The organism is Streptomyces coeruleoprunus (assembly GCF_039542925.1).
GTDB lineage: Bacteria > Actinomycetota > Actinomycetes > Streptomycetales > Streptomycetaceae > Streptomyces > Streptomyces coeruleoprunus.
Window position 1 is genome coordinate 4,536,207 of record NZ_BAABIT010000001.1, and the last position, 22,267, is coordinate 4,558,473.

Consider the following 22,267-nt stretch of genomic DNA (forward strand, 5'->3'; position numbering starts at 1 on the left):
GATCCGGGACACCAGGCTTCCGGTGCGGTCGCGCGTTCAGGGCCCCTGGTCCGCGCCCAGGTCGCGGCGCATCGCCTCCCGCAGCGCGGTCAGTTCGTCGTTGTACAGGTCCCTGCCGTGCCGGTAGTCGTCACTGTCGAGCCGGGTGCCTTCGGCCACCTCGTCGCGCAGATCGCGCAGCGTGCGGAACGTCTTCTCCGAGGCCTCCACGACCCGGGCCGGTGCCGTGATGGTCATCTGGTACCGGAGGCCCACGCACGGTTCGAAGGCCGCACGTGCCTCCTGGCGCCGCGTGGCGCTGTCGAGGTCCACGGCCCGGGCCAGGCGCCCGCACGCGTTCCGCGCCTCCGACAGGCACGCGAGGTAGTCGCCGTACAGGGCGCGCCGGACCTCCGTGCCGCGGTCGAGCCGCTCGCGGCGCCATCTGCGCCGCTCCAGCAGCAGCGCGGAGACAGTGGCGATACCGGCGCCCACGACCGTGCTTGCCAGGGTCATCCACTCCATTCGCGGGACCCTAGCCTTCCCGCCGGTCGGCGAACAGGGCGAGAAGCGGACGGCCGGCACGCGCTCTTCTGCTCAACTGCCTTCCCCCGTAACGTCCTTCCCGTTTGAACCGGGCATGGCGAAGGGGAGGGTGTTCATGCGCAGACGTCTGCTTCCGCTGGTGCTGTCCGCGGTCACCGGGGCCGCGTTGCTCTCGGCACCGGCGGTCACCGCGAGCGCGGCCGAGGGTGCCGCCACCGCGAGCGCGGCCGCCGAAGGCGCCGGCACCGCGGTCGCCGGGCCGCCCGGGCCGGCGGATGTCTACCGGCCCGTGCGGGGGCCCTCCGCGCCGGCCGAGTACCGGTACGTGCAGAAGACCCTGCCCGGTCAGTCCATACCCTGGCACGCTCACGAGCTGGCCGCCGCCCAGGCGCGGCAGTTGCCCGTCGCCGGCGGGCGGTGGAAGGGCATCGGGCCCACCAACATCGGCGGCCGGATCGTCTCCCTCGCGCTCGACCCGCGCCGCGCCGACACCCTGTACGCGGCCGCCGCCAGCGGCGGGCTGTGGCGCAGCACCGACGCCGGCGCCACCTTCCACTCGGTCTGGCCCGACCACCTCACCCAGGCCATGGGCGCCGTCGCGGTCGCCCCCGACGGCACGCTCTACGCCGGGACCGGCGAGCCCAACCCGGGCGGCGGCAGCATCACGTACGAGGGCACCGGCCTCTACCGCAGCACCGACGGCGGCGCCCACTGGACCCGCATCGGCCTGCGCGACTCCGGCGCCATCAGCGCCATCACCCTCGATCCGGCCCACCCACGCCGCCTCTACGTCGCCGCGACCGGCTCCCTCTACAACGGCGGCGGCGACCGCGGCGTCTACCGCTCCGACGACGGCGGCGCCACCTGGCAGCGGATCCTGCGGGGCGAGACCGAGTTCACCGGCGCGACCGAGGTCGTCGTCGACGGCGACCGGCTGTACGCCGTGATGTGGGACCACCGCCGCCGCCCCGACGTCCGCACCTACGGCGGCGTCGGCTCCGGCGTCTTCCGCTCCACCGACGGCGGCCGCACCTGGCAGCGGCTCGAAGGCGGCCTGCCCCCGCGCGGCCCCGACGTCGGCCGCATCGGGCTCGCCGTGGCCGGCGACCGGCTGTACGCCATCGTCAACAGGGCCACCGGCCCCTTCGAGGGCTTCTACACCTCCGCCGACGGCGGCGACACCTGGACCCGCACCCCCGACAACGCCGACCTGACCGCCTCGCAGTCCAGCTTCGGCTGGTGGTTCGGCAAGGTGTGGACCGACCCGCGCGACCCCGCCCACGTGCACGTCGCCGGGGTCGCCCTGCTCACCACCGAAGACGGCGGGCGCACCTGGTCGGCCGACGACACGAGCATGCACGTCGACCACCACGCCATGGTGTGGGACCCGCGCCGCCCCGGCCGCGTCTACCTCGGCAACGACGGCGGCGTCTACCGCTCCGACACCGGCGGCGACGGCGGCTGGGTGAAGTCCCTGCACCAGCCGTACACCCAGCTGTACAGCGCCGCCATCAGCCCCCAGGACACCACCCGGATCTCCGGCGGCGCCCAGGACAACGGCTCCCTCCGCTCCTGGGGCGGCGACGGGTTCAACGAGTACCTCGGCGGCGACGGCGAGGAGAACCTGATCGATCCGACGGACGTGAACAACGTCATCGCCTGCTACCAGTACGGCAACTGCTTCCGCTCCACCGACGGCGGCGACACCCTCACCTACTTCGCCGGCGCCACCACCTTCAAGCGCCGCAACTGGTTCACGCCCGTCGTCCACGACCCGCGCGACCCGAAGGTCCTCTACTACGGCTCCGAGGTGCTGAACCGCTCCGCCGACGGCGGGGTCACCTGGCGGCCCATCAGCCCCGACCTGAGCGGCGGCCCCGGCAGCGACCCGATCTACCCCAACTACGGCACGATCACCTCGATCGCCCCGGCCGCCGACGGCCGCACCGTCTACGCCGGCACCGACGACGGCCGCGTCTGGGTCACCCGCGACCTCGGCACGACCTGGACGAAGCTGGCCGAGGGCCGCCCCTGGGTGACCCGCGTCGTCGTCGACCCCGAGAACCCGGACCGCGTCTGGACCACCCACTCCGGCTACCGCTCCGGCTCCCCGCTGCCCCACGTGTACGGCTCCACCGACGGCGGCCGCCACTGGCGCGACCTGTCCGGCAACCTCCCCGCCGCTCCCGTCAACGACCTGGTCGTCGCCCGGGGCGGCGCGCTCCACATCGCCACCGACCAGGGCGTCCTCACCAGCCCGACGGGCGGCCCGCGCTGGCTCCGCCTCGGCCGCGGCATGCCGCAGGTGCCGGTCGACGACATCGAGTACGACCCGGGCCACCACCGCCTGGTGGCGGCCACGTTCGGCAGGGGTTTCTACGAGCTGACGACTCCGTAGCGGCACCGACGAGGACAGCGCCCGCCGACGGCGGCGCCGCCCACGCGAGTGGAGCGGCCCGCCGCGGGTACTCCGGGACTCGGCCGTCGTACGAGGTACGGAGTCGGGTACGGAGGTCAGGTACGGAGGTCAGATCCGGAGGTCCGCGTGCAGGTCGAGCACCCGGTCGTGGTCATCACGGGCGCGTCCAGCGGCATCGGGCGGGCCACCGCCCTCGGTTTCGCCCGGCGCGGCGCGTCCCTCGTGCTGGCCGCGCGGGGGGCCGAGGCGCTGGAGGCCGTGGCGGACGCGTGCCGCGCGCACAAGGGGACGCGGGCGATCGCCGTGCCGACCGATGTGGCCGACCCGGCGGCCGTCTCCGCCCTCGCGGGCCGGGCGGTACGCGCGTACGGGCGGATCGACGTCTGGGTGAACGCGGCCGCCGTCGCGGTCTTCGGCGCGGTCGAGGACGTACCGCTCGACGAGACGCGCCGCGTCCTCGACGTCAACCTGATGGGCTGCGTCCACGGGGCCAGGGCCGCGCTCCCCGTGATGCGGCGGCAGGGCAGCGGCGTCCTCGTGGACGTGTCGTCCGTGCTGGGCCTGGTCACCTCGCCGTACAACAGCGCGTACACGATGACCAAGCACGCCCTGCGGGCCTTCGACGGCTGCCTGCGACAGGAACTGTGGCTGGAGGGGCAGCGCGACATCCATGTGTGCAGCGTGCTGCCCGCGACCATCGACACGCCGTTCTTCCGGCATCTGGCGAACCGCACCGGCCGCGCCGTGCGGGCCATGCCGCCGGTGTACACCCCGCGCCGGGTCGCCCGCGCGATCCGCGGAGCCGTACGCCGGCCGCGCCACGAGATCGTCGTGGGCCCGGCGGGGCGCGCCCTGAGAGTCCCGGCGGCGCTCAGCCCCGGCCTCGTCGAGAAGGTGCTCGCCGTGAAGGTGGACCGGACCCACTTCGTACGGGGTGAGAGGGCGCCGCACACCGCCGGCACGGTGTTCGCGCCGCCGCCGGGGCCGGGCAGCGTGGACGGCGGCTGGCACGGCACGGCCCGCACCGCGGGGCGGCGGGCGGCGGCCGCCACGGTCGTGACGGCGGCGTTCGCGGCGGCCCGGCGCGCCATGCGCGCGTGACGCGCGCCTACAGAGCCGCAGGGCCGCAGAGGCCGCAGGGACCGCACAGGCCGCAGAGACCGCACAGGCCACAGCGCGCCTACAAGACTGGCCTCGCGCCTACAGAGGCCGCAGGCGCCGGAGATCGACCCGTTCGGCCCGCAGCGCCGCCCGTGCCGCGTTCGCGCCCGGCGCCCCGTGCACGCCCCCGCCGGGGTGCGCCGACGCCGACGCCAGGTACAGCCCCCGCACCGGCGTCCCGGGCCGCCCCGCACCCGGTACGGGACGGAACAGCAGCTGCTGGTGCAGGGCGGACGTGCCGCCGTTGAGGGCGCCCCCGTGCAGGTTGGCGTCCAGGGCCTCCAGGGCGGGCGGCGCCAGGACACGGCGGGCCAGGACCGTGGCGCGGAACCCCGGCGCGTACCGCTCCACGACCTCCTCCACACGGTCCGCCATGCGCTGCCGGTCGCCGTCGGTCCACGCGCCCGAGATCCCGTCCGGCCCCGCGTCACCCGCCACGGTCTGCGGGACGTGGGTGTACGCCCAGGCCGACTCCGTCCCGGCGGGCGAACGCGACGGGTCGGCGGTGGTCATCTGGCCCATGACCAGGAACGGCCGGTCGGGCACCAGCCCCATGGCGATCTGGGCGGCGAAGCGCGTCAGGCCGTCGACGCCGTCCGCGAGGTGCACGGTCCCGGCCCGCGACGCGCCCTCCGCGGTCCACGGGACCGGCCGGTCCAGGGCCCAGTCGACCTTCACCGTGCCGAAGTCCCACTGGAAGCGGCCCAGGTCCTCGCGCAGCCGGCCCGGGAGGTGCTCCCAGCCGACCAGGCCGCCGTACAGGGCGGGCGCGGACACGTCGGCGAGCACGGCGCGCCGTGCCCGCACGGTCTCCCCGCCGTCCGTCCGCACCCCGTACGCCCGCCCCCGCCGGACCTCCACCTCCACCACGCGCCGCCCGCAGCGCACCGTGCCGCCGCGCTCCGCCAGCCGCCGCACCAGCACCTCGGTGAGCGCCCCGGCCCCGCCCGCCGGCACGGGGTAGCCGACGCTCTGCGCCAGCATGCACAGCAGCCAGCCGAAGCCGCCGCCGAGCGCCGACTCGGGCGCCAGGTCGGCGTGCAGCGCGTTCCCGGCGAGCAGCAGCCGCCCGCCCTCCCCGGCGAACGTCTCCTCGCCCATGCGCCGCGTCGGCAGCAGCGCCGTCCGCAGCAGGCGCAGGCCCTCCGGCCCGCGCAGCCGCGCGGCGAGCCGCAGCCCGGCCCGTACGGGCGGGAACGGCGTGAAGAGGGCCCGCAGCGCCTCCGCGCCGATCCGGTCCCACAGCGCGCACAGCTCCTCCCAGGCGTCCCCGTCGCCGGGTGCGAAGGCGTCCAGACCGGCGGCGGTGCGCCCGGCGTCCCGCTCCAGCACGGCGCACCTGCCGTCGGTGAGCGGGTGCGCGACGACCGCCGGGGCGTGGCTCCAGCGCAGGCCCCACTCGTGCAGGCGCAGGGACCTCACGACCGGCGAGGCGGCCGCGAGCGGGTAGAAGGAGCTGCACAGGTCGCTGATGTGGTCGGGGTGGACGCCGCGGTCGCTGCGCACGGCGCCGCCGGGCTCCGCCTCGGCCTCCAGGACGTCCACGGACCAGCCGTGGTCGGCCAGCACGTTGGCCGCCACCAGCCCGTTCGGCCCGGCCCCGATCACCACGGCGTCCGGCACGGCTCACCACGCTCAGACGGTGGAGGGATGCGTCGCTTCGACGACCTCGGCGAGACGGCGCAGCAGGCGCCGGTGCCGCAGCTGGACGGCGGCTTCGAGGACCGGGTTGTGGAGCCTGGCTCCCACGCCCCGCAGGGGGTGCTCGTCCAGGACGACCAGCGTGTCCTCACCCCAGGGGGCCACCTCCAACGCGATCCGGGCACTGCCGGCGGGGCCGCTCATCGCCTCCAGCTCCAGCCGCGTCGGCGGCTCCAGCCGGCGCACGACGGTGACCCCCTCGAACCGCAGGGGCCCGAGGGCGACGAGATACACGAGGGAGGCCCCGACCTCGGGCCACACCCCGTCCAGCGGTGCCGTCTCCTCGGTACCGACGACCCACTCCCCGTACAGCTCGGGATCGCAGAGCACCGCCCACACCGCCTCGGGCGGTCGCTGAACCACATGGTGCCGCACAGCCATGCCCCCCGAGTGACCCGGCGACCGCGGCCCAAACCGCCCGCCCGGGGCACGCCGGGGGCGGGGCCCGGGGCGATCGGTTTCCGCGGCCCCGGCCCCACGGACGTCAGGGCGTCGCGACCGTGCCGAACCACCGCTCGGCGAGCGCGTCCAGCGTCCCGTGGGCGGGTACGCCCAGTTCCCGCATGTACCAGGGAAGGTTGCTGTAGACGTGCAGCAGCGTGTACGCGAGGAGTTCGCGGGGCGCGAAGCTCCGCCCGTACGCCGTGGCCAGGCGCGTCAGCAGGGCGGCGTCCCCGCGCGTGACGAACAGTCCGACGCCGACGAAGTCGTACGCGCGGTCCCCGATCATCGCCGGCTCGAAGTCGAAGAGCCCGGTGAGCCGCCACCCGTCGGGATCGACGAGGAAGTGCTGCTGCATGACCTCGGTGTGCAACAGGGAGGGCTCCGGGGAGCCCGGCAGCGCGACGGAGGCGAGGAAGTCCGGTATCTGCTCCAGCCACGCGTCCGGCAGCCCGTGGCCGCGCTGCTGCGCGACGGTCCCGGCCCGGCGCCGGTCGAGGAAGGCCCCCCAGTCCCCGGGCCCGAGCACATCGCTCACCGGTCCGGTGTCGAGGGAGTGCAGCACACCGAGCGCCTCCCCGACCTCGGTGACGATCCGCTCGCGGTCCGCCCGCGGCACGCGCCGCCAGGACCGGGCCAGGTTCTGGCCGGGCAGCCGGGACATCAGGACGTACTGCCAGCCGTTCTCGTACGGCCCGAACTCCCGTACCCGGGGCGTCGCCACGGGCAGTCGCCCCTGCACATACGACAGCACCCGCCCCTCCGCGACCCCGTCCCGCGCGGCGGCCCCGGGAAAGAGCTTGAGCACCAGCTCGTCCCCCACGGCGTACACGGGCTGCGAACCCTCGGTGAACCGCACCAAGGGCGCCCCGCCGAGCCCGAGCCGCCGACACAGGTCCTCGGCCCCGGGCCGCATCACCGCCTCGTCGTCGACGACCGCGTCCCACTGCTCGTCCGTGTCCACCGCTGGCAACATGATCGCGACCGTAGGCCCCAACAGGGGACGGGACAACGGCATTTCCGCCTGCCCCGGCCCATGCCGCCGATCAGTCGCCGCGCCGAAGCACCAGCCGGTCCGTCACCTCTCGCCAGGCGGAGCGCTCCGCCGCCTCGCCGCCCCACCACCAGACGAAGGGCGACGTTCCGGACGCCAGTTCCTCACGCCAGTGGTGGACGCTCTCGTCCAGGTGGCGCCGGGCCACGGGACCCGTCTCGGCCTCCCAGCGGGCCGGCCACGGAGTGGCGGAGGAGCTTGACGTCGCGCAGCTCTCGAAGACGTCGCACGCGGCGGTCGGCGGTGAGTCCGTACGCGGCGTCCACGTCCACCACGCCTCCAGAAAGGCGGCGACCGGCCGCGCCTGGTCGCGGGGCCACAGCGGCCGGCCCGCCGCCGCAAGGCCCCGGGCCGTCAGCGCGGGCTCCGGCTCCCCGGCCGCCGGCAGGGTGACGAGCTGCGGAAGGACCCGGCGGAGGACCGCCGGCTGGTCGGTCCAGTGGGTCGGATGCTTCTGGGCGCACCGGCGGACGAGATCGGGCGGGAGCGGTGCGTCAGGGGTGCGCAGCAGTGTGCGTTCCCGCTCGTCGAAGCACCGGCCGCAGCCGGTCTCGTCGGGGCCGGCGGTCATGCCGGCGAAGGCGTGGGCCACCGCGGCCATCGCTGCGGCGAGGGCGTCGTCATGGGGGAGGGACACGAGGCTTCCCGGTGGGAGGACTTGGGCGGGCCGGCCCGCCCAAGAGGGGGGACGTTACCAGGGGCCCGCGTCCCGTGGTTGCCGGAGCGGGGGCGCCGTCGTGCGCGCCCGCGCACCTTCACGGGTCGGTCACGAATTGGGCGATTGACCCTGTCCGTGCGGGATGTCGCCCGGTACCGTCCTGTACCGCAAGGCTCAAGGGGGGAAGACCCAGGGGGAGGGGTCGGAGTTGAGCGGTGTGCGCGTGCGCGTGGTGCGGCCGGGGGAGCTGACCGCGCGGGAGATCGACGTCTGGCGGGAACTGCGCGCGAAGTCCGGTGCGCCCGCCAATCCCTTCATGGAACCCGAGTTCACCATCGCCGTGGGGCGGTTCCGGAGCTCCACGGCACGGGTGGCGGTCCTGGAGGAGCGAGGCGAGCCCGTGGGGTTCTTCCCGTACGAGAAGGGGCCCCTGGGGCACGGGCGGGCCATCGGGTACGGCGTCTCCGACTGCCAGGGGGCCGTGCTGGGGCCGGGCACGCACCTGCCCGTGCGGGAGCTGCTGCGGGCCTGCCGGCTGTCCGCCTGGGAGTTCGACAACCTGGAAGCGGGACAGGGCCTGTTCGGCACCGGTGTCGCCGAGACCTTCGCCTCGCCCGTCATCGAGGTCGGCGAGGGCTACGGCGCCTACGAGGCCCGACTGCGCGCCCAGTCGCCGAAGTTCCTCCGCACCACCCTCGCCAAGGAGCGCCGGCTCGGCCGGCAGGGCGGCGGCGAGGTGCGGTTCGTGTTCGACGAGCGGGACGAGCGCCCGCTGCGCGTCCTCATGGGCTGGAAGTCCGCCCAGTACCGGCGCACCGGCCGCCGCGACCGCTTCGCCCAGGAGTGGATCAGCGGACTCGTACACCACCTGCACAGCGCCCGCAGCCCCGGCTGCTCCGGCACCCTGTCCGTGCTCTACGTCGGCGACGCACCCGTCGCCGCGCACTTCGGGCTGCGATCCCGCACCGTCCTGTCCTGCTGGTTCCCCGCCTACGACCCGGCCTTCGCCAAGTTCTCGCCCGGCCTGGTCCTCCACCTGCGCATGGCCGAGGCCGCCGCCCGCGAGGGCATCGGCGTCCTCGACCTCGGCCGGGGCGCCGCCGAGTACAAGGACTCGCTCAAGACCGGGGAGTCGCAGGTCCACGAAGGGGTCTGCGTCCTGCCGGGTGTACGGGCCGGGCTGTACTGGCTCAGCCGCGAGCCCGCCCGCCGCGCCCACCGCTACGTCCGCAGCCGCCCCAGGCTCGCCGGGTACGCCCAACGCGCCCTCAACCAGGTCGGGAGGATCCGTGGCTGACCCCGCCGCCGCAGGTGCGCCACGCGCGCCCCTGGCCGTCGCCCAGCTCGACCTGGCCGGCCCCGACGGGCCCGTCCTGTCCCTGGCTCCCGCCCCCGGCGGGCCGCCGCCCGCACCCGGCGACCACGTCTACCTCCTGGTCCGCTTCCGGGGCCGGCCCGCCGCCACCCTCCTCGTCCCCGTGCCCGAGGACGCCGACCCGCCCATCGTCCTCGGCGCAGCCGCCCGGGACGCCCTGACGGCCCTGGAACCGCGGGAGCCCCGCGAGGCGCCCCGCCTCACGCCGCCGCCCGCCACCGTCGTCGTCGCCACCCGTGAGCGCGCCGGCCAACTCGCCCGCGCCCTCGACTCGCTCCTCGGCCAGGACCACCCGGACTTCACGGTCCTCGTCGTCGACAACGCGCCGCTCACCGACGCCACGCGCCGACTCGTCGAAGGGACGTACGGCGACCGGGGAGTGCGGTACGTCCGCGAGGACACGCCCGGCCTCGCCGCCGCCCACAACCGCGGCCTGGCCGCAGCCGGCGGCACCGCCTCCGACACCGCCGCCCGGGCCGCCCACACCGACCCCGCCGCCCCCGACGTCGTCGCCTTCACCGACGACGACGTCGTCGCCGACCCGCACTGGCTCACCTCCCTGACCGCGCCCTTCGCCGAGGACCCCCGCGTCGGCTGCGTCACCGGGCTCATCCTCCCCGCGCGGCTGCGCACCCCCGCGCAGGTCCTCCTCGAAAGCCACGGCGGCTTCGCCAAGGGCTTCGCCCCCCGCGACTACGACCCGCTGCGGCCGCCCGCCGACGACCCGCTGTTCCCGTTCACCGCCGGACGCTTCGGCTCCGGCGCCAACATGGCCTTCCGTACGAGCGCGCTCAAGGCCGTCGGCGGATTCGACCCCGCCACCGGCACCGGAACACCCGCGCGCGGCGGCGACGACCTGTACGGCTTCGTCCGCGTCCTCACCGCCGGCCACCGGCTCCGCTACACGCCCGACGCCCTCGTCTGGCACCACCACCGCGAGACCTGGCAGGACCTGCGGAACCAGGCGTACGGATACGGCGCCGGGCTCACCGCGTACCTGACCGCGCTCCTCGTGCGCCGGCCCGCCCTGCTGCCCGCGCTGCTCGCCCGGCTGCCCCGCGGCCTCGCCCACGCCAGGGCCATCACCGCGCACAGAACCGGCGACCAGCGGGACGTCCCGGGCGCGCACGGGACGCAGACCCACTCCTGGCCCCGTGAACTGTCCTGGCTGGAGCGGCGCGGCATGCTCCACGGCCCCTTCGGATACGTCCGGGCACGCCGCCGCGTGCGCGGCACCCGACCGCCCTGGGAGGTGAGATGAGACCCGCCATACCGGTCCTCCTCTACCACGCCGTCATGGAGGACCCGCCCGACTGGATCGCCGAGTTCACCGTCACGCCCCGGGACTTCCGGGCCCACCTCGACGCCGTCGCCGGCAGCGGCCGCACCGCCGTACCCCTTTCCGCGCTGGCCGACCACCTCGCCGGCCGCAGGAACCTTCCGCCACGGCCCGTCGTGCTCACCTTCGACGACGGCTTCGCCGACCTGCCCGGCCCCACGGCCGAGGCGCTCGCCGCCCGCTCGCTGCCCGCGACCGCCTACCTGACCACCGGGGCGATCACGCCCGGCCGGTCCAGCCTGCTGCCGCCCGCGCCCATGATGGCGCTCGCGCAGGTGCCGCTGCTGGAGCAGCACGGCATCGAGGTCGGCGCGCACACCGTCACGCACGCCCAGCTCGACACGCTCCCGCCGCGCGTCCTGCGCCGCGAGCTGCGCGAGTCGAAGCTCGTCCTCGAGGGCGTCCTCGGCCACCCGGTGACCCACCTGGCCTACCCGCACGGCTACAACAGCCGCGGCGTGCGCCGCGCCGCCCGCGACGCCGGGTACGCGTCGGCGGTCGCCGTACGGCACGCCCTCAGCTCCGGCGCCGACGAGGCGTACCGCATCGCCCGTCTCATCGTGCGCCGCTCGCACACCGTCGCCGACGTCGAGGACTGGATGTCCGGCCGGGGCGCGCGGACCGCTCCGTACCCCGACTCGCCGGCCACGGTCGGCTGGCGGCTCTACCGCAGGCTGCGCGCCGCCGCCCGGGGACCGGAGTTCGCCGGCTGACCGAGCCGGCCGGGCCGCGCGCGTCGGCCATGCCGCGAAACGATCAACTCCCTTGTGCAACAAGGGTGTACGAGAGCCACACAAACGCGGAGCATGTTCCTATACTTCGCTGAAGGGGACAGCGGCGTGACGGCCGCGACCACATCCGTGGGGGGAGTCGCACAGTGCAGCAACGCGTGCCCGCACCGGCCACCGAGGGCAGCGCGCTGCCGTCCGACGAGCCGGACGGGGCGACCGGCCCCCCGCAGGACGCGGCAGGCCCCCCACCCGCCGGCCCGGAGCCCGTACGGCTTCCCCTGCTGCACCCGCAGGCCGCGCTCAGCTGGCTGCCGCTGCTCGCCGCCGCCGCGCTGTGGGCGTACGCGCTGCCCCGCACCGGCTTCCGCGACATCGGCGACTACGGGCTCCTCGACCGCTTCCCGGCCGCTTTCTACGCCGCCCTGCTGGTCCTGACCGCCGGGTTCGTCGTCACCCTGCGCCGCGCCGGGACCGCCCCCTGGTGGCCGGCCACCTACTGCGTGGCGATGCTCGTCGCGCTGAAGGCGCCGCCCGCGCTGCTGTACGACTCGGTGCGCTACGCCTGGGCGTCCAAGCACGACGCGGTGATCACCCGGCTGCTCGCCGAGGGCACCGTCCACCCGTACACCGAGCTGTCGGGCGGCATGGCCGCCTACGACCAGTGGCCCGGGTTCTTCTCCCTGAACGCCGCGCTCGTCCGCGCCTTCGGCGTGGAGGCCGCCGCCTCCTACGTCAACTGGGCCCCGGTCGCGCTCGGCCTGCTCACCCTGCCCGTCCTGGTGCTGCTCTACCGGACGTTCACCGAGGACTGGCGGCTGGTGTGGACCGGGGTGTGGATCTTCCAGCTGGCGAACTGGGTCGGCCAGGACTACCTGTCGCCGCAGGGCCTGTCGTACGTCCTCTTCCTCGCGGTGCTCGCGATCGTCGTCCGCCACTTCGTCCGCCCCGGCTCGGCCGGGCCGCTGCGCGACCGGGCCCGTCTCGACCCCGCCGCGGCGGCCGTGCCGCCCTCGGCCTCGGTGCGGCAGCGGGCCGCCGCCGTGCCGCTCGTCGCCCTGCTGATCCTCGCGGTCAACGCCACCCACCAGCTCACGCCCGTGATGCTGTGCGCCACCCTGGCGGCCCTCTGCCTCACCCGCCGCTACCGCAACCTCGGGCTGCTCGCCGTCACCGGACTCGTCATGCTGGCGTGGGACCTCACCATGGGCCGGGTGCTGTTCCTGGAGACGATGGGCGGCCTGCGCGAATCCCTCGGCGACCTGCTCGGCAACTCCCGCGCCGGCTACGCGGGCGAGCCGACCGGGCCGGGCCCCGAACTGGTCGGCACGGCCAACATCCTGATGGTGCTGGTCCTCGCCGCGCTCGCCGGAACGGCCGTCCTGGCCCGCCGCGGGCTCGTGCGCGGCGCCCTGCCGCTGCTGCTCGCCTCGGCGGCGCCGCTGCCGATGTTCGCCGTCAACGACTACGGCGGCGAAATGCTCTTCCGCGTCTACCTGTTCGGCCTGCCCGGCACGGCGTTCTTCGCCGCCGCGGCGCTCGTCCCGGCCGCCGGCGCCACCGGAAAGGCGTGGCGGGCGGCCCGCCGCGTCACGGCCGTCGCCCTGCCCGTGACGCTGACGGCCCTGCTGGCCGGCTTCCTGCCCTCGTACTACGGCAAGGAGGGCATGCACTACACGTCCCCCGCCGAACTCGCCCTGGTCCGCCGGGCCTACGACCGGGCGCCGGACGGCGCGCTCATCATGGCCACGACCGGCTCGTTCCCCGGCGCGTACACCCGCTACGACCGGTACGAGCGCTGGTTCTTCACCGAGCAGGAGGTCCCCGAGAACCTGCGGATGCTCAAGGACCCGGTCGGCTATCTCACGGCGGGCATCCCGGAGGGCCGCCCCGCCTACGTGATCCTCACCGCCACGCAGGAGAAGGCCGTCATCGGCGAGGGCTTCCTGCCGGCCGACGGCTTCACCACCCTGCGGGACGCCCTGGAACGCTCGCCGCTCTTCCGCGTCGTGGAGGAGAACGCGTACGGGATCGTCCTCGTCCACACGCCGGACGGCCGCACGCCGGACGGCGCCACCCCGAAACGGTGACTGGAGGTCGCCATGCAGCTCGTCCTCGACTCCCGTACGCAGATCAGAGTGGCGCTGGCGGCCTCCGGATGGCTCGCGCTCGGCGCGACCGCGCTGCCGGGCGGCTCGCCGCTGCGCTGGGTGCCCGTGCTCGCGTTCGTCGCCCTCGGGCCCGGCCTCGCCCTGCTGTTCCCGCGGCCTGCCGCGCCGCGCCCCGGCGCCCGCCTGGAGGCCCTGGCGCTGGTGGCGCCGCTCAGCCTCGCGCTGGCCACGCTCACGGCCACCGCGCTGTTCGTCGCCCACGCGTTCTCGACAGCCGTGTTCCTGGGCGCGCTCGCCGCGTTCACCACGGTCGCCGCCCTCCTGCCCGGCGTGCCGCTGCCGGCCGCGACCCGCGGGGCGGCGCCCCCTGAAGTGCGGGGCAGCCGATGACGGGACGCCGTCGCCCGTCCCCGCCGTCGGGACCGCGCTACCTGGCCGTGATCGTCGCCGCGGTGGGCGCCCTGCTCATCGGGATCGGCGTCTGGGTCACCCGCGCCGACGACCGCTGCACCGCCGACCGCTTGCTGGAGCCCCCCTGCGGGGCCTGGTGGGGAGCCTACGTCCCGTACGCCGAGAACGGCTCCCTCAAGGACGCCGTCCATGACTTCGAGCGCAGGATCGGCCGCCGGCTCGACCTCGTCTACAACTACCACGACATGTCGAACACGCCGCTCGACGGACAGCTCCTCACCGACGACGAGCGGGAGCTCGGCCGCGACCGGCTGCTGATGCTCGCCTGGGAGTCCACCGTGTGGACCCGGCCCCACCACGCCGGCTGGACCGAGACGCAACTCGGCTGGCGGAACATCGCCTCCGGCAGACACGACGCGGACATCATCGACCCGCAGGCGCGCCGCATCAAGGCGTACGGCAAGCGCGTCCTCCTCTCCTTCGACCAGGAGACCGACTTCCGCATCAAGGAGGGCGCGGGCACCCCCGAGGAGTTCGTCGCCGCCTGGCGCCACGTCCACGACCGGTTCCGGGAGCTCGGCGTCGACAACGTGGTGTGGGTGTGGACCGTGTCCGGATACCTGGGCCACGCCGAGCAGATGAAGCGGCTCTACCCGGGCGACGCGTACGTCGACTGGATCGGCATGGACCAGTACAACTACTACCTCTGCCACAAGAGCACCACCTGGCTGGACTTCCAGCGCAGCCAGCGCCCCTCGTACGACTGGCTCCGCGCGAACGTCTCCGCCACCAAGCCGCTCATGCTGGCCGAGTTCGCCACCGCACCCGACCCGCGGCGGCCCGAGCGGCAGCGCGACTGGTACGCCGCGATCCCCCAGGTCGCCCCGACCCTGCCCCGGGTGAAGGCGCTCGTCCACTGGAACCGGCCGGTGCCCGGCGAGGGCTGCGACCTGACCGTCAACGAGGGCCCCGCGCTGGAGGGTTACCGCCAGGCCGGCCAGGACCCCTACTTCCGCCAGCCCGTCCCGGACCGCTGACCCCGCAGCCGGGCCACCGCCACCGCCGCCGCGGCCGCCGCGCACACCCCCAGGAACACGGGCACCGCGGCCGCGGCGAACGCCCCCTGCGCCGCCCACCCGGCCACCGCGGCCACCCACACCGCGCCCGCCGCCACCCGCACGTCCACGGCCCACGCCCACAGCGCCCCCGCCACCAGGGCCAGGCACACCACCTGGAGCACCGGCGGCAGGGCCAGGAGCAGGGCCTCCGCGCCGCCCGGACCGGCCCACCGCGCGACCGCCTCCGCCCCCGGGCCGCTCACCGGGGCCGGACGCACGCCCAGCAGCGCCGGCGCCCCGTGCAGCGCGGCCACCGTGCCCAGGGCGGCGAGCGCGGCGAGCGGCGGGCGGGCGGGCCGCAGCGTGACGGCCGCGCTGAACACGACGACCAGCAGCACGCCCGCCGCGACGGACGCAGGCGGCAGCGCGGCCAGCAGCTCCGGGCCGGTCAGCCGGTCGTGGGCGGCGGCCCCGGGCGTGCGCACGAGCCGGACGAGCGGAATCCAGAACAGCCCCACGGCCAGCCCCAGCAGCAGCCACAGCCACGCCGTCGCCCGCCCCTCGGCCTCCCGCGCGCCCGCGTCCTGCGCCTCCGGCGCGTACACGGGGAAGCCGAACGCGGGTGTCGCCGTGTCCTGCCCGCCCGGCAGGTACGCCGTCGCCGCCTCCCGCGCCCACCGCGTGCCGTACCCCGTGTCCCCGCCGCCCTTGCCGGTGCCCGTCCGGCGCGGCTCGCGCCCGGCCAGCGCCCCGCGCAGGCCCGGCACGGACACCAGGGCCATCACCGTCATGGACAGCAGCATCGCCAGGCCCGCGCCCGAGATCCCCGCCGGACCCGTCAGGACCGCCGCGCTGCCCAGCACCAGCACGCACATCGCGCCCTGCACGGCCGCGAGCATCCCGGTGCGCCCCTGGACGCGCAGCACACCGATGTACAGCTCCACCGCGACCCGGGGCAGCGCGGCCGCCGCCAGCAGCCGCAGCACCGTCGCCCCGTGCGCGGCGTAGTCCGCGCCGAACGGGGCGAGGATGTACGGCGCGAAGAGCACCAGCACCAGCACGACCGGGACCAGCAGCAGCGCCATCCGCCGCAGCGCTCCCCGCACGCCCTCGGCCAGGCTCTCGGGGCTGTGCGAGGCGTGCGCGGTGAGCGAGGAGGCCATGTTGATGGCCATGAACTCCATGGTCCCGCCGACCGTGTACGCCGTGTAGAAGAACGCGTTGTGGGCGGCGTCGAAGCGCACGGCCACCATCACCGGCAGCAGGTTGATCATCGCCAGGCTGAACAGCGCGCCCACCGAGTCCCCGGCCAGGAACCGGCCCATCTCGCGCAGGCTCGGCGGCTCACGGTCCCGGTCGGCGGCCGCCTGCCGGGGGATCAGCCGGCGGAAGACCAGCCAGCCGAGCGGCAGCACCGACAGCGCGATGGCGGCGGCCCACGACACGAAGATGCCCAGCACCGGCAGCGCCCCGGCGCACACGACGAGCAGCAGCAGCTTGCCCACCGAGAACACCGCGTTGCCGACCGGCACCCACACCGCCTTGCGCAGCCCCGTCAGCACCCCGTCCTGGAGCGTGAGCAGCGCCCACGCCACGCACGCCGCGGTGAAGAACAGTCCGGCGGGCAGCCCCCGCAGCGGCGCGTACGACGGGCCCCACAGGTCCAGCGTCACCAGGAACGCGGCGCTGGCCAGGCACACCACGAGCGAGCTGACCCCGTACGCCCGCCACACCAGCGGCCCGGTCGCCCGCCCGGCGCGCGGCACGTACCGCACGACGGCACCGATCATCGTGGTGGCCGTGACCGAGGCGAGCAGCCGCATCGCGGCGATGGCGGCGGAGCCCTGCCCGACGGCCTCCTCGGTGTAGTAGCGCGCGGCGACCAGCCAGAAGCCCAGGCCCAGCGCCGCCGAGACCCCGGTGGAGAGCATCAGCGCGTAGGCGTTGCGGAACATCGAGTCGCCGCTGGAGGGCTCGGGACCGGTCGCGGCGGCGGGGTCCGGCCCGGTGCGGGGCCGCTGCTCCCGCAGCCGGGTCGTGTCAGGCACCGCGCTCGCCCGGAGGCGCCGGCGGCGGGGGAGCGGGCCGGGCGCCGGAGGCGTGGAGCACCCGCAGGACCGTGTCGGCCCGCAGCGGGTCGGCGGGCAGCGCGTGCCGGGCGAACCAGCGGGCCCGCTCCGGGTGCGGCGAGCAGGTGGTGAACGGCTCGCCCGCGTAGTCGTCGAGGGGCGGGTCGTACAGGTAGCCGGTGGTGACGCGGTGGCGGGCCAGGGCGGCGATGGCGGCGTCCCGGTCGGCGACCAGCAGCGGTACGCGGAACAGCGGCCGGGCCGGGGCGTGCGGGTCGCCCCACGGGGACGCCTGGAGGGCCTCGGTGCCGGCGCGGTGCGCGGCGAGGGTCGCGTCGAGGCGGCCGAGGAGGTGGCGGGTGCGGCGCAGGCGGGCGGGGCCCGGGGCGAGCCGGTAGTCGTGCAGGTCGACGCGGACCCAGGAGTGGAACGGGTCGAGGCCGGGCGCCGACGCCGCCGCCTGCTTGAGGTCGCCGGGCCGCAGCGGCATCCGGATCTCCTCGCGCTCCTCCCGCCCGAGCAGCCGCAGCGTGGCCCGGGCCGCCCGGACCAGCCGCAGCCCCCGCACGGCCGCCTCGGCGTACGGGCGTACGGCGTAGGCGAGTTCGGCGGTACGGCGGGACGGCAGCAGCAGGGCGTCGCGGGCGCCCGCCAGCTCCTGGCGCAGGCCCGGGTCCCGCAGCGCGAGGAAGCCGCCCGTCTTGGCGCCGGTGTGCTTGGAGAGGCTGAAGACCGACGCCTCGCCGAAGGTGCCCACGGGCCTCCCGGCGACGTCGCTGCCGATGGCGTGCGCCGCGTCCTCCAGCAGCGGAATCCCCAACTCGCGGCATTTGGCGGCCAGTTCGGGAGCCGGGTCGGGGTTCCCGTAGAGGTTGGTGGTGAGGACGGCGGACAGGCCGCGCCACTGGTCCTCCGGTACGGCCGCCGGGTCGATGGAGGCGTCGCGCGCGTTCAACGGCGCCTGCACGGGCCGCAGTCCGGCCGCGAGCACCACGAAGAAGATGACGTCGTCGTTGACGGGCGACATGAGGACCCGCCCGCCGGGCGGACACCAGTGGCGCAGCGCGAGGTACAGCCCCAGTCGGCACGACGGCACGTACAGGCACTCCCTGCCGAGCCGGTCGCGCATCAGCTCTTCCAGTCCGGACAGTTCAGAAACCATGCGATTCCCCCCTGAACCCCGGCCCAATGTGTCCCATTCCGTACGGGGGCGTCAATAAGGCCGAGGGCCCGTCCCTCAGGGGAACGGGCCCTCGTGCCGTGCCGGGGGAGCCGGGCTCCCCGGGTCACTCCTCCAGGGTCAGGCCTCTGCGCAGCCTGCCCAGGGTGCGGGAGAGCAGCCGGGAGACATGCATCTGCGAGATGTTCAGCTCCTCGCCGATCTCCGACTGGGTGAGCCCCGCGACGAAGCGCAGGGAGAGGATCTTGCGGTCCCGCGGTGGCAGCGAGGCGATCAGCGGCTTCAGCGACTCGATGTACTCGATGCCTTCCAGGCCGTGGTCCTCGTAACCGATGCGGTCCGCGAGGGCACCCTCGGTGTCGTCCTCCTCCGGCTGGGCGTCGAGCGAGCTGGCCGTGTACGCGTTGCTCGCGGCCATGCCCTCGACGACCTCGTCCTTGGTGATGCCGAGCTTCTCGGCCAGCTCCCCGACGGTGGGGGAGCGGTCCAGCTCCTGGGCCAGCTCGTCGCCGGCCTTGGCGAGGTCGAGACGCAGCTCCTGGAGGCGGCGCGGTACGCGCACGGACCAGGAGGTGTCACGGAAGAACCGCTTGATCTCCCCCACGATCGTGGGCATCGCGAAGGTGGGGAACTCGACCTCACGGCTGAGTTCGAAGCGGTCGATGGCCTTGATCAGGCCGATCGTGCCGACCTGGATGATGTCCTCCATCGGTTCGCTGCGGGAGCGGAACCGGGAGGCGGCGAACTTCACGAGGGCGAGGTTCAGTTCGACGAGGGTGTTGCGCACGTAGGCGTACTCGTGCGTGCCCTCCTCGAGCGTCTCGAGCCGGGCGAAGAGCGTCTTCGAGAGGGCCCGGGCGTCGAGCGGTTCGACCTCGTCGAACGGCGGGATCTCGGGCAGGTCGGAGAGCACTGCGGATACGTCCGCCGGGCTCTCCGCTGTGGGGTCGGTGGGGTCGATCTCGTTCGGGGACGTTGCCGACGGCGCGCTGGGGGTACGCGTTTCGTCGAGCCGGGGTGACATGGTCTCCTCCATCGTTCTCGGCATGAGGCCGCCGATGCCCATTTCCGGTTGTCGCGGTGTGCGGCGCCTCCAAAGCCGGCCGTGTCGGGTAGTCGTCCATCTAGCCCTACCCGCTTCGCACCGGCCATCGCAAGTGTCATTTGTTCCGTATATACCCTTTGTGGGGGTCTTCGACTACCAGCCGGGAGGGATTCGTCGTAGGGTTCTCCTGACCCAGAGGCATCGGCGAAGAGGGGCGGAATGGGCCGCGAGACGGTCGGCAGCGCACATCCGGGCCGGCTTCAGGTCGGGGTCCGCATCGAGGGCTCCAGCGCGGTGCTGACTCCGGTGGGTGAGTTGGATCACCACACCGCCGATCTGTTGCGTGAGCCACTCGACACCGCGCTCGCCGAAGGCCGGGCACGCCTCGTCGTCGACTGCTCACAGCTCGCGTTCTGCGACTCGACCGGACTCAACGTGCTGCTCGGTGCCCGCCTGAAGGCGGAGGCGGCGGGCGGCGGCGTCCACCTCGTCGCGATGAGGCCGGCGGTCGCCAGGGTCTTCGAGATCACCGGGGCCGGGGCGGTCTTCACCGTCCACGAATCGCTGGAAGCCGCACTCGCGCAGTAGTGGCGACCCGGACGGCCGATCTGGTGGGTGTTGTCCCGAATCGGCCGGGCAGAAGAACGCAGGAAGAGCCCCGGGTGGCCCGCGCAGGGTTCACACTCTGGGTAAACGAAGTAGACGTCGGCGTAATGGCGACCTGGTGAATCGGTGAGGTGACGCGCTGATGGGTGCCGCCCAGCAGCAACCGCCCCGCGGTCTCGGCCCCGGGCCGGACGGCTCCGGCGCTCCGCCCGTGGGGGAGACGCGCAGGCTCGCCCTGGACGACGCCAGCGGGGTCGTTCCCCTCGCCCGCGACTTCACCCGCCAGGCGCTCTACGACTGGGGCTGGCTGCCGGCCGCCTCCGCGGACCGCCGCGCCGCCGCCGAGGACGTGCTGCTCGTCGTCTCCGAACTCGTCACCAACGCGTGCCTGCACGCCGACGGACCCGAGGAGCTGCGGGTCTCGCTCCAGGCGAAGGTGCTGCGGCTGGAGGTCGCCGACCGCGGTACCGGGCAGCCCGCGCCGCGCACCCCGCACCGGGCCGGGCGGCCCGGCGGGCACGGCATGTTCATCGTGCAGCGCCTCTGCCTCGACTGGGGGGTCGTCCGCGCGGCGGGCGCGGCGGGCAAGACGGTCTGGGCGGAGCTGGCCGCGCCGGCGTAGGGGTTCCGCGGGGGTTCCGCGCGGATCCTGTGGTGGTTGTGGAGCACGGCACGAAGCCGTGCTCTTTGTCTTCCCCTTGTCTTCCCTCGGCAGGGTGCCGGGCGTACCGTGGCCGCCCGATCTGATGAACCGTCAGGTGTCTGAGGTGATCCCGGCATGCCGTACCCGCCGAACCGCAAGCGGACCGCCCTCGCGCTCGTGGCGGCGGCCGCCGTCGCACCCGCCGCGGTCCTGGCCGCGGCACCCGCCGCGCACGCCGCCGTCGTGGACGTCGACTACGCCTGCCAGACCCCGATCGGCCCCAAGGGCGCGGTCTCCCCGATCGACATCACGGCCGTACGCGCCGGCTCCGGCTACCGGCTCACCATGTCGTTCCGCAAGGGCGTCTCGTCCAGCCCGGTCGAACTCGGCAAGGGCGCGATGAACCCCTCCGCCGTCATCCGGGTCGGCGGCGCCGACCAGGGCACGGTGGCGGTGTCGGGACCGCCCAACGCGACCGCCATCCCCGCCAACACGTCCATCAGGATCAGCGACCTGTCCGGTACGTACACCCCGCGCCGCGGCGGCAAGGTCACCTTCACGGCCGGCGTACTGACGATCAAGGCCCTGGGCACGACCACGACCTGCACCCCGAAGAACAACCCGGGCCCGTCGCTGGAACTGGACGTGACCGCGGCGGGCAGCGGGGGGAGTGGGGGCGGCGCCCAGCTGCCCAGGACGGGGCCGCTCGACTCGGCGGTCGCCCTCGGCACCTTCGGCGGCACCGTGCTGCTCGCCGGAGCGGCCGGGGCGCTGTGGCTGACCCGCCGGGCGTAGACCGTGCGCCGCGCCGTGGGGGCCGCCGCCGCTGCCGTCGCCGCCGCCGTCGCCGCTGCCACCGTGCTGGTGGCCGCTCCGCCGGCCCCGGCGGCGTCCGCCTGGACGGCCCGCCCGGCCGCCGGCGGGGGCAGGCCCCACGCGTATCTGGAGGGCCCCGCCGGCACGCCCCTGGAGGACGCCCTGTCGCTCACCAACCCGGGCGCCCGGCCCCTGGTGGTACGCCTGCGGGCGAGCGCCCCGTGGGCGGCCTGGGTCAGGTTCGCGGCCGACCCCGTGACGGTGCCGCCCCGCACCCGGGCCGACGTCCCGTTCACCGTCACCGTGCCGCCCGGCACCCCGCCGGGCGACCTCTCCGGCACGCTCACCGCCACGGCGGCGGGCCGGGACGTGGCCGTGCCGGTACGGCTCCGTGTGGCAGGGCCCCGGCTCGCCGCGCTCACCGTCGAGGACGTCCGCGTGGAGGACGACGCCATCCGCTACACCCTGGTGAACCGCGGCAACACCGCACTGACGCCCCGCGTCGAGATCCGCACGGACGGCCTGCTCGGCGCCCCCCGCACGCTGGACGGCCCGCCGCCCGGCCCGCCTCTCCTTCCGGGCGCCCGCCGCACGGCCACCCACCCCTGGCCCCGCCCCACCCTTGACCGCGTCACGCTCCACCTGAACGCCACAGCGGGGAACGCCGCACGAGCGACGGCGACACACACGTACACCCCGGGCCCGGCCCGCGCAGCGGCGTGGACGGCAGCGGCGGCGACAACGGCCTTGGCGACGTGGGGCGTCCTCCTCATGCGGCGACGGCGTGCGGGGGCCCGGCGATGAGCACGGGAGGTGGAGGCGCGGGGACTTCGGCGGACCGCCGACTGCCCGTGGAGCGGGGCGGTGCCGCCGTTCCTGCCGTGGGCCGGCGCCGCCGTTCCCGCCGCGGGCAGTCGTTCCGCAGGG

Annotated in this window: 20 protein-coding genes; 12 read left to right on the plus strand and 8 right to left on the minus strand. The window is 75.1% G+C overall.

What is annotated here, in order from left to right; all coding sequences use genetic code 11:
* Window positions 1-36 precede the first annotated feature (36 nt).
* A complete protein-coding gene (locus ABEB09_RS20345) occupies window positions 37-504 on the minus strand; it encodes a hypothetical protein (RefSeq protein WP_345691343.1) in 468 nt (155 codons plus the stop codon).
* Between the two features lie 136 nt (window positions 505-640).
* Here ABEB09_RS20345 and ABEB09_RS20350 point away from each other — a divergent pair, with 136 nt between their 5' ends.
* Both ABEB09_RS20350 and ABEB09_RS20355 read left to right on the plus strand, forming a co-directional pair.
* Window positions 641-2,923 carry a WD40/YVTN/BNR-like repeat-containing protein gene (locus ABEB09_RS20350; RefSeq protein ID WP_345691344.1) on the plus strand — a complete coding sequence of 761 codons (2,283 nt, stop codon included), beginning with the start codon at window positions 641-643 and terminating at the stop codon, window positions 2,921-2,923.
* A gap of 147 nt (window positions 2,924-3,070) precedes the next feature.
* Complete coding sequence (locus tag ABEB09_RS20355; protein ID WP_345691345.1) at window positions 3,071-4,045, plus strand: SDR family oxidoreductase; 975 nt, start codon at window positions 3,071-3,073, stop codon at window positions 4,043-4,045.
* Window positions 4,046-4,144: 99 nt separating this feature from the next.
* On the opposite strand, the gene ABEB09_RS20360 is transcribed toward ABEB09_RS20355, so the two are convergent.
* From ABEB09_RS20360 to ABEB09_RS20375, 4 genes are all read right to left on the minus strand, one after another.
* Window positions 4,145-5,728 carry a phytoene desaturase family protein gene (locus ABEB09_RS20360; RefSeq protein ID WP_345691346.1) on the minus strand — a complete coding sequence of 528 codons (1,584 nt, stop codon included), beginning with the start codon at window positions 5,726-5,728 and terminating at the stop codon, window positions 4,145-4,147.
* A 12-nt stretch (window positions 5,729-5,740) separates the two neighbouring features.
* The gene (locus ABEB09_RS20365; RefSeq protein ID WP_345691347.1) at window positions 5,741-6,187 is read right to left on the minus strand and encodes an SRPBCC family protein; all 447 of its coding nucleotides are present in this window, start codon (window positions 6,185-6,187) and stop codon (window positions 5,741-5,743) included.
* Between the two features lie 103 nt (window positions 6,188-6,290).
* Complete coding sequence (locus ABEB09_RS20370; protein ID WP_345691348.1) at window positions 6,291-7,223, minus strand: phosphotransferase family protein; 933 nt, start codon at window positions 7,221-7,223, stop codon at window positions 6,291-6,293.
* Window positions 7,224-7,293: 70 nt separating this feature from the next.
* Window positions 7,294-7,938, minus strand: a complete 645-nt coding sequence (locus tag ABEB09_RS20375) for a hypothetical protein (protein WP_345691349.1) — start codon at window positions 7,936-7,938, stop codon at window positions 7,294-7,296.
* A gap of 238 nt (window positions 7,939-8,176) precedes the next feature.
* Here ABEB09_RS20375 and ABEB09_RS20380 point away from each other — a divergent pair, with 238 nt between their 5' ends.
* The 6 genes from ABEB09_RS20380 to ABEB09_RS20405 all read left to right on the plus strand — a co-directional run bounded on the left by ABEB09_RS20380 (window position 8,177) and on the right by ABEB09_RS20405 (window position 14,960).
* Window positions 8,177-9,256 carry a GNAT family N-acetyltransferase gene (locus ABEB09_RS20380; protein WP_345694008.1) on the plus strand — a complete coding sequence of 360 codons (1,080 nt, stop codon included), beginning with the start codon at window positions 8,177-8,179 and terminating at the stop codon, window positions 9,254-9,256.
* Between the two features lie 31 nt (window positions 9,257-9,287).
* Window positions 9,288-10,595, plus strand: coding sequence for a glycosyltransferase family 2 protein (locus ABEB09_RS20385; protein WP_345694009.1), 1,308 nt, complete (start codon window positions 9,288-9,290; stop codon window positions 10,593-10,595).
* Window positions 10,592-11,386: a polysaccharide deacetylase family protein gene (locus ABEB09_RS20390; RefSeq protein WP_345691350.1), complete on the plus strand. Its 795-nt coding sequence runs from the start codon at window positions 10,592-10,594 to the stop codon at window positions 11,384-11,386. The genes ABEB09_RS20385 and ABEB09_RS20390 overlap by 4 nt, the downstream gene beginning before the upstream one ends.
* Before the next feature lie 164 nt (window positions 11,387-11,550).
* A complete protein-coding gene (locus ABEB09_RS20395) occupies window positions 11,551-13,491 on the plus strand; it encodes a hypothetical protein (RefSeq protein WP_345691351.1) in 1,941 nt (646 codons plus the stop codon).
* A 12-nt stretch (window positions 13,492-13,503) separates the two neighbouring features.
* On the plus strand, window positions 13,504-13,902 hold the full coding sequence (locus ABEB09_RS20400; RefSeq protein ID WP_345691352.1) for a hypothetical protein: 399 nt from the start codon (window positions 13,504-13,506) through the stop codon (window positions 13,900-13,902).
* Window positions 13,899-14,960: a glycoside hydrolase family 26 protein gene (locus tag ABEB09_RS20405; RefSeq protein ID WP_345691353.1), complete on the plus strand. Its 1,062-nt coding sequence runs from the start codon at window positions 13,899-13,901 to the stop codon at window positions 14,958-14,960. The genes ABEB09_RS20400 and ABEB09_RS20405 overlap by 4 nt, the downstream gene beginning before the upstream one ends.
* On the opposite strand, the gene ABEB09_RS20410 is transcribed toward ABEB09_RS20405, so the two are convergent.
* The 3 genes from ABEB09_RS20410 to ABEB09_RS20420 form a co-directional block, all read right to left on the minus strand.
* Window positions 14,930-17,029: a lipopolysaccharide biosynthesis protein gene (locus ABEB09_RS20410; RefSeq protein WP_345691354.1), complete on the minus strand. Its 2,100-nt coding sequence runs from the start codon at window positions 17,027-17,029 to the stop codon at window positions 14,930-14,932. The genes ABEB09_RS20405 and ABEB09_RS20410 overlap by 31 nt on opposite strands.
* Window positions 17,022-18,179, minus strand: a complete 1,158-nt coding sequence (locus ABEB09_RS20415; RefSeq protein ID WP_345694010.1) for a DegT/DnrJ/EryC1/StrS family aminotransferase — start codon at window positions 18,177-18,179, stop codon at window positions 17,022-17,024. The genes ABEB09_RS20410 and ABEB09_RS20415 overlap by 8 nt, the downstream gene beginning before the upstream one ends.
* Window positions 18,180-18,336: 157 nt before the next feature.
* The gene (locus ABEB09_RS20420; RefSeq protein ID WP_345691355.1) at window positions 18,337-19,266 is read right to left on the minus strand and encodes an RNA polymerase sigma factor SigF; all 930 of its coding nucleotides are present in this window, start codon (window positions 19,264-19,266) and stop codon (window positions 18,337-18,339) included.
* Between the two features lie 228 nt (window positions 19,267-19,494).
* On the opposite strand from ABEB09_RS20420, the gene ABEB09_RS20425 reads away from it, so the two are divergent.
* The 4 genes from ABEB09_RS20425 (at window position 19,495) to ABEB09_RS20440 (ending at window position 22,144) form a co-directional block, all read left to right on the plus strand.
* Entirely contained in the window at window positions 19,495-19,863 is a 369-nt protein-coding gene (locus ABEB09_RS20425; protein WP_345691356.1) for an STAS domain-containing protein, read from the plus strand.
* A 160-nt stretch (window positions 19,864-20,023) separates the two neighbouring features.
* Window positions 20,024-20,503 carry an ATP-binding protein gene (locus tag ABEB09_RS20430; RefSeq protein ID WP_345691357.1) on the plus strand — a complete coding sequence of 160 codons (480 nt, stop codon included), beginning with the start codon at window positions 20,024-20,026 and terminating at the stop codon, window positions 20,501-20,503.
* Window positions 20,504-20,659: 156 nt separating this feature from the next.
* Window positions 20,660-21,319, plus strand: a complete 660-nt coding sequence (locus ABEB09_RS20435) for a peptidase (protein ID WP_345691358.1) — start codon at window positions 20,660-20,662, stop codon at window positions 21,317-21,319.
* Window positions 21,320-21,322: 3 nt separating this feature from the next.
* Entirely contained in the window at window positions 21,323-22,144 is an 822-nt protein-coding gene (locus ABEB09_RS20440; RefSeq protein ID WP_345691359.1) for a COG1470 family protein, read from the plus strand.
* The last annotated feature ends 123 nt before the right edge of the window (window positions 22,145-22,267 follow it).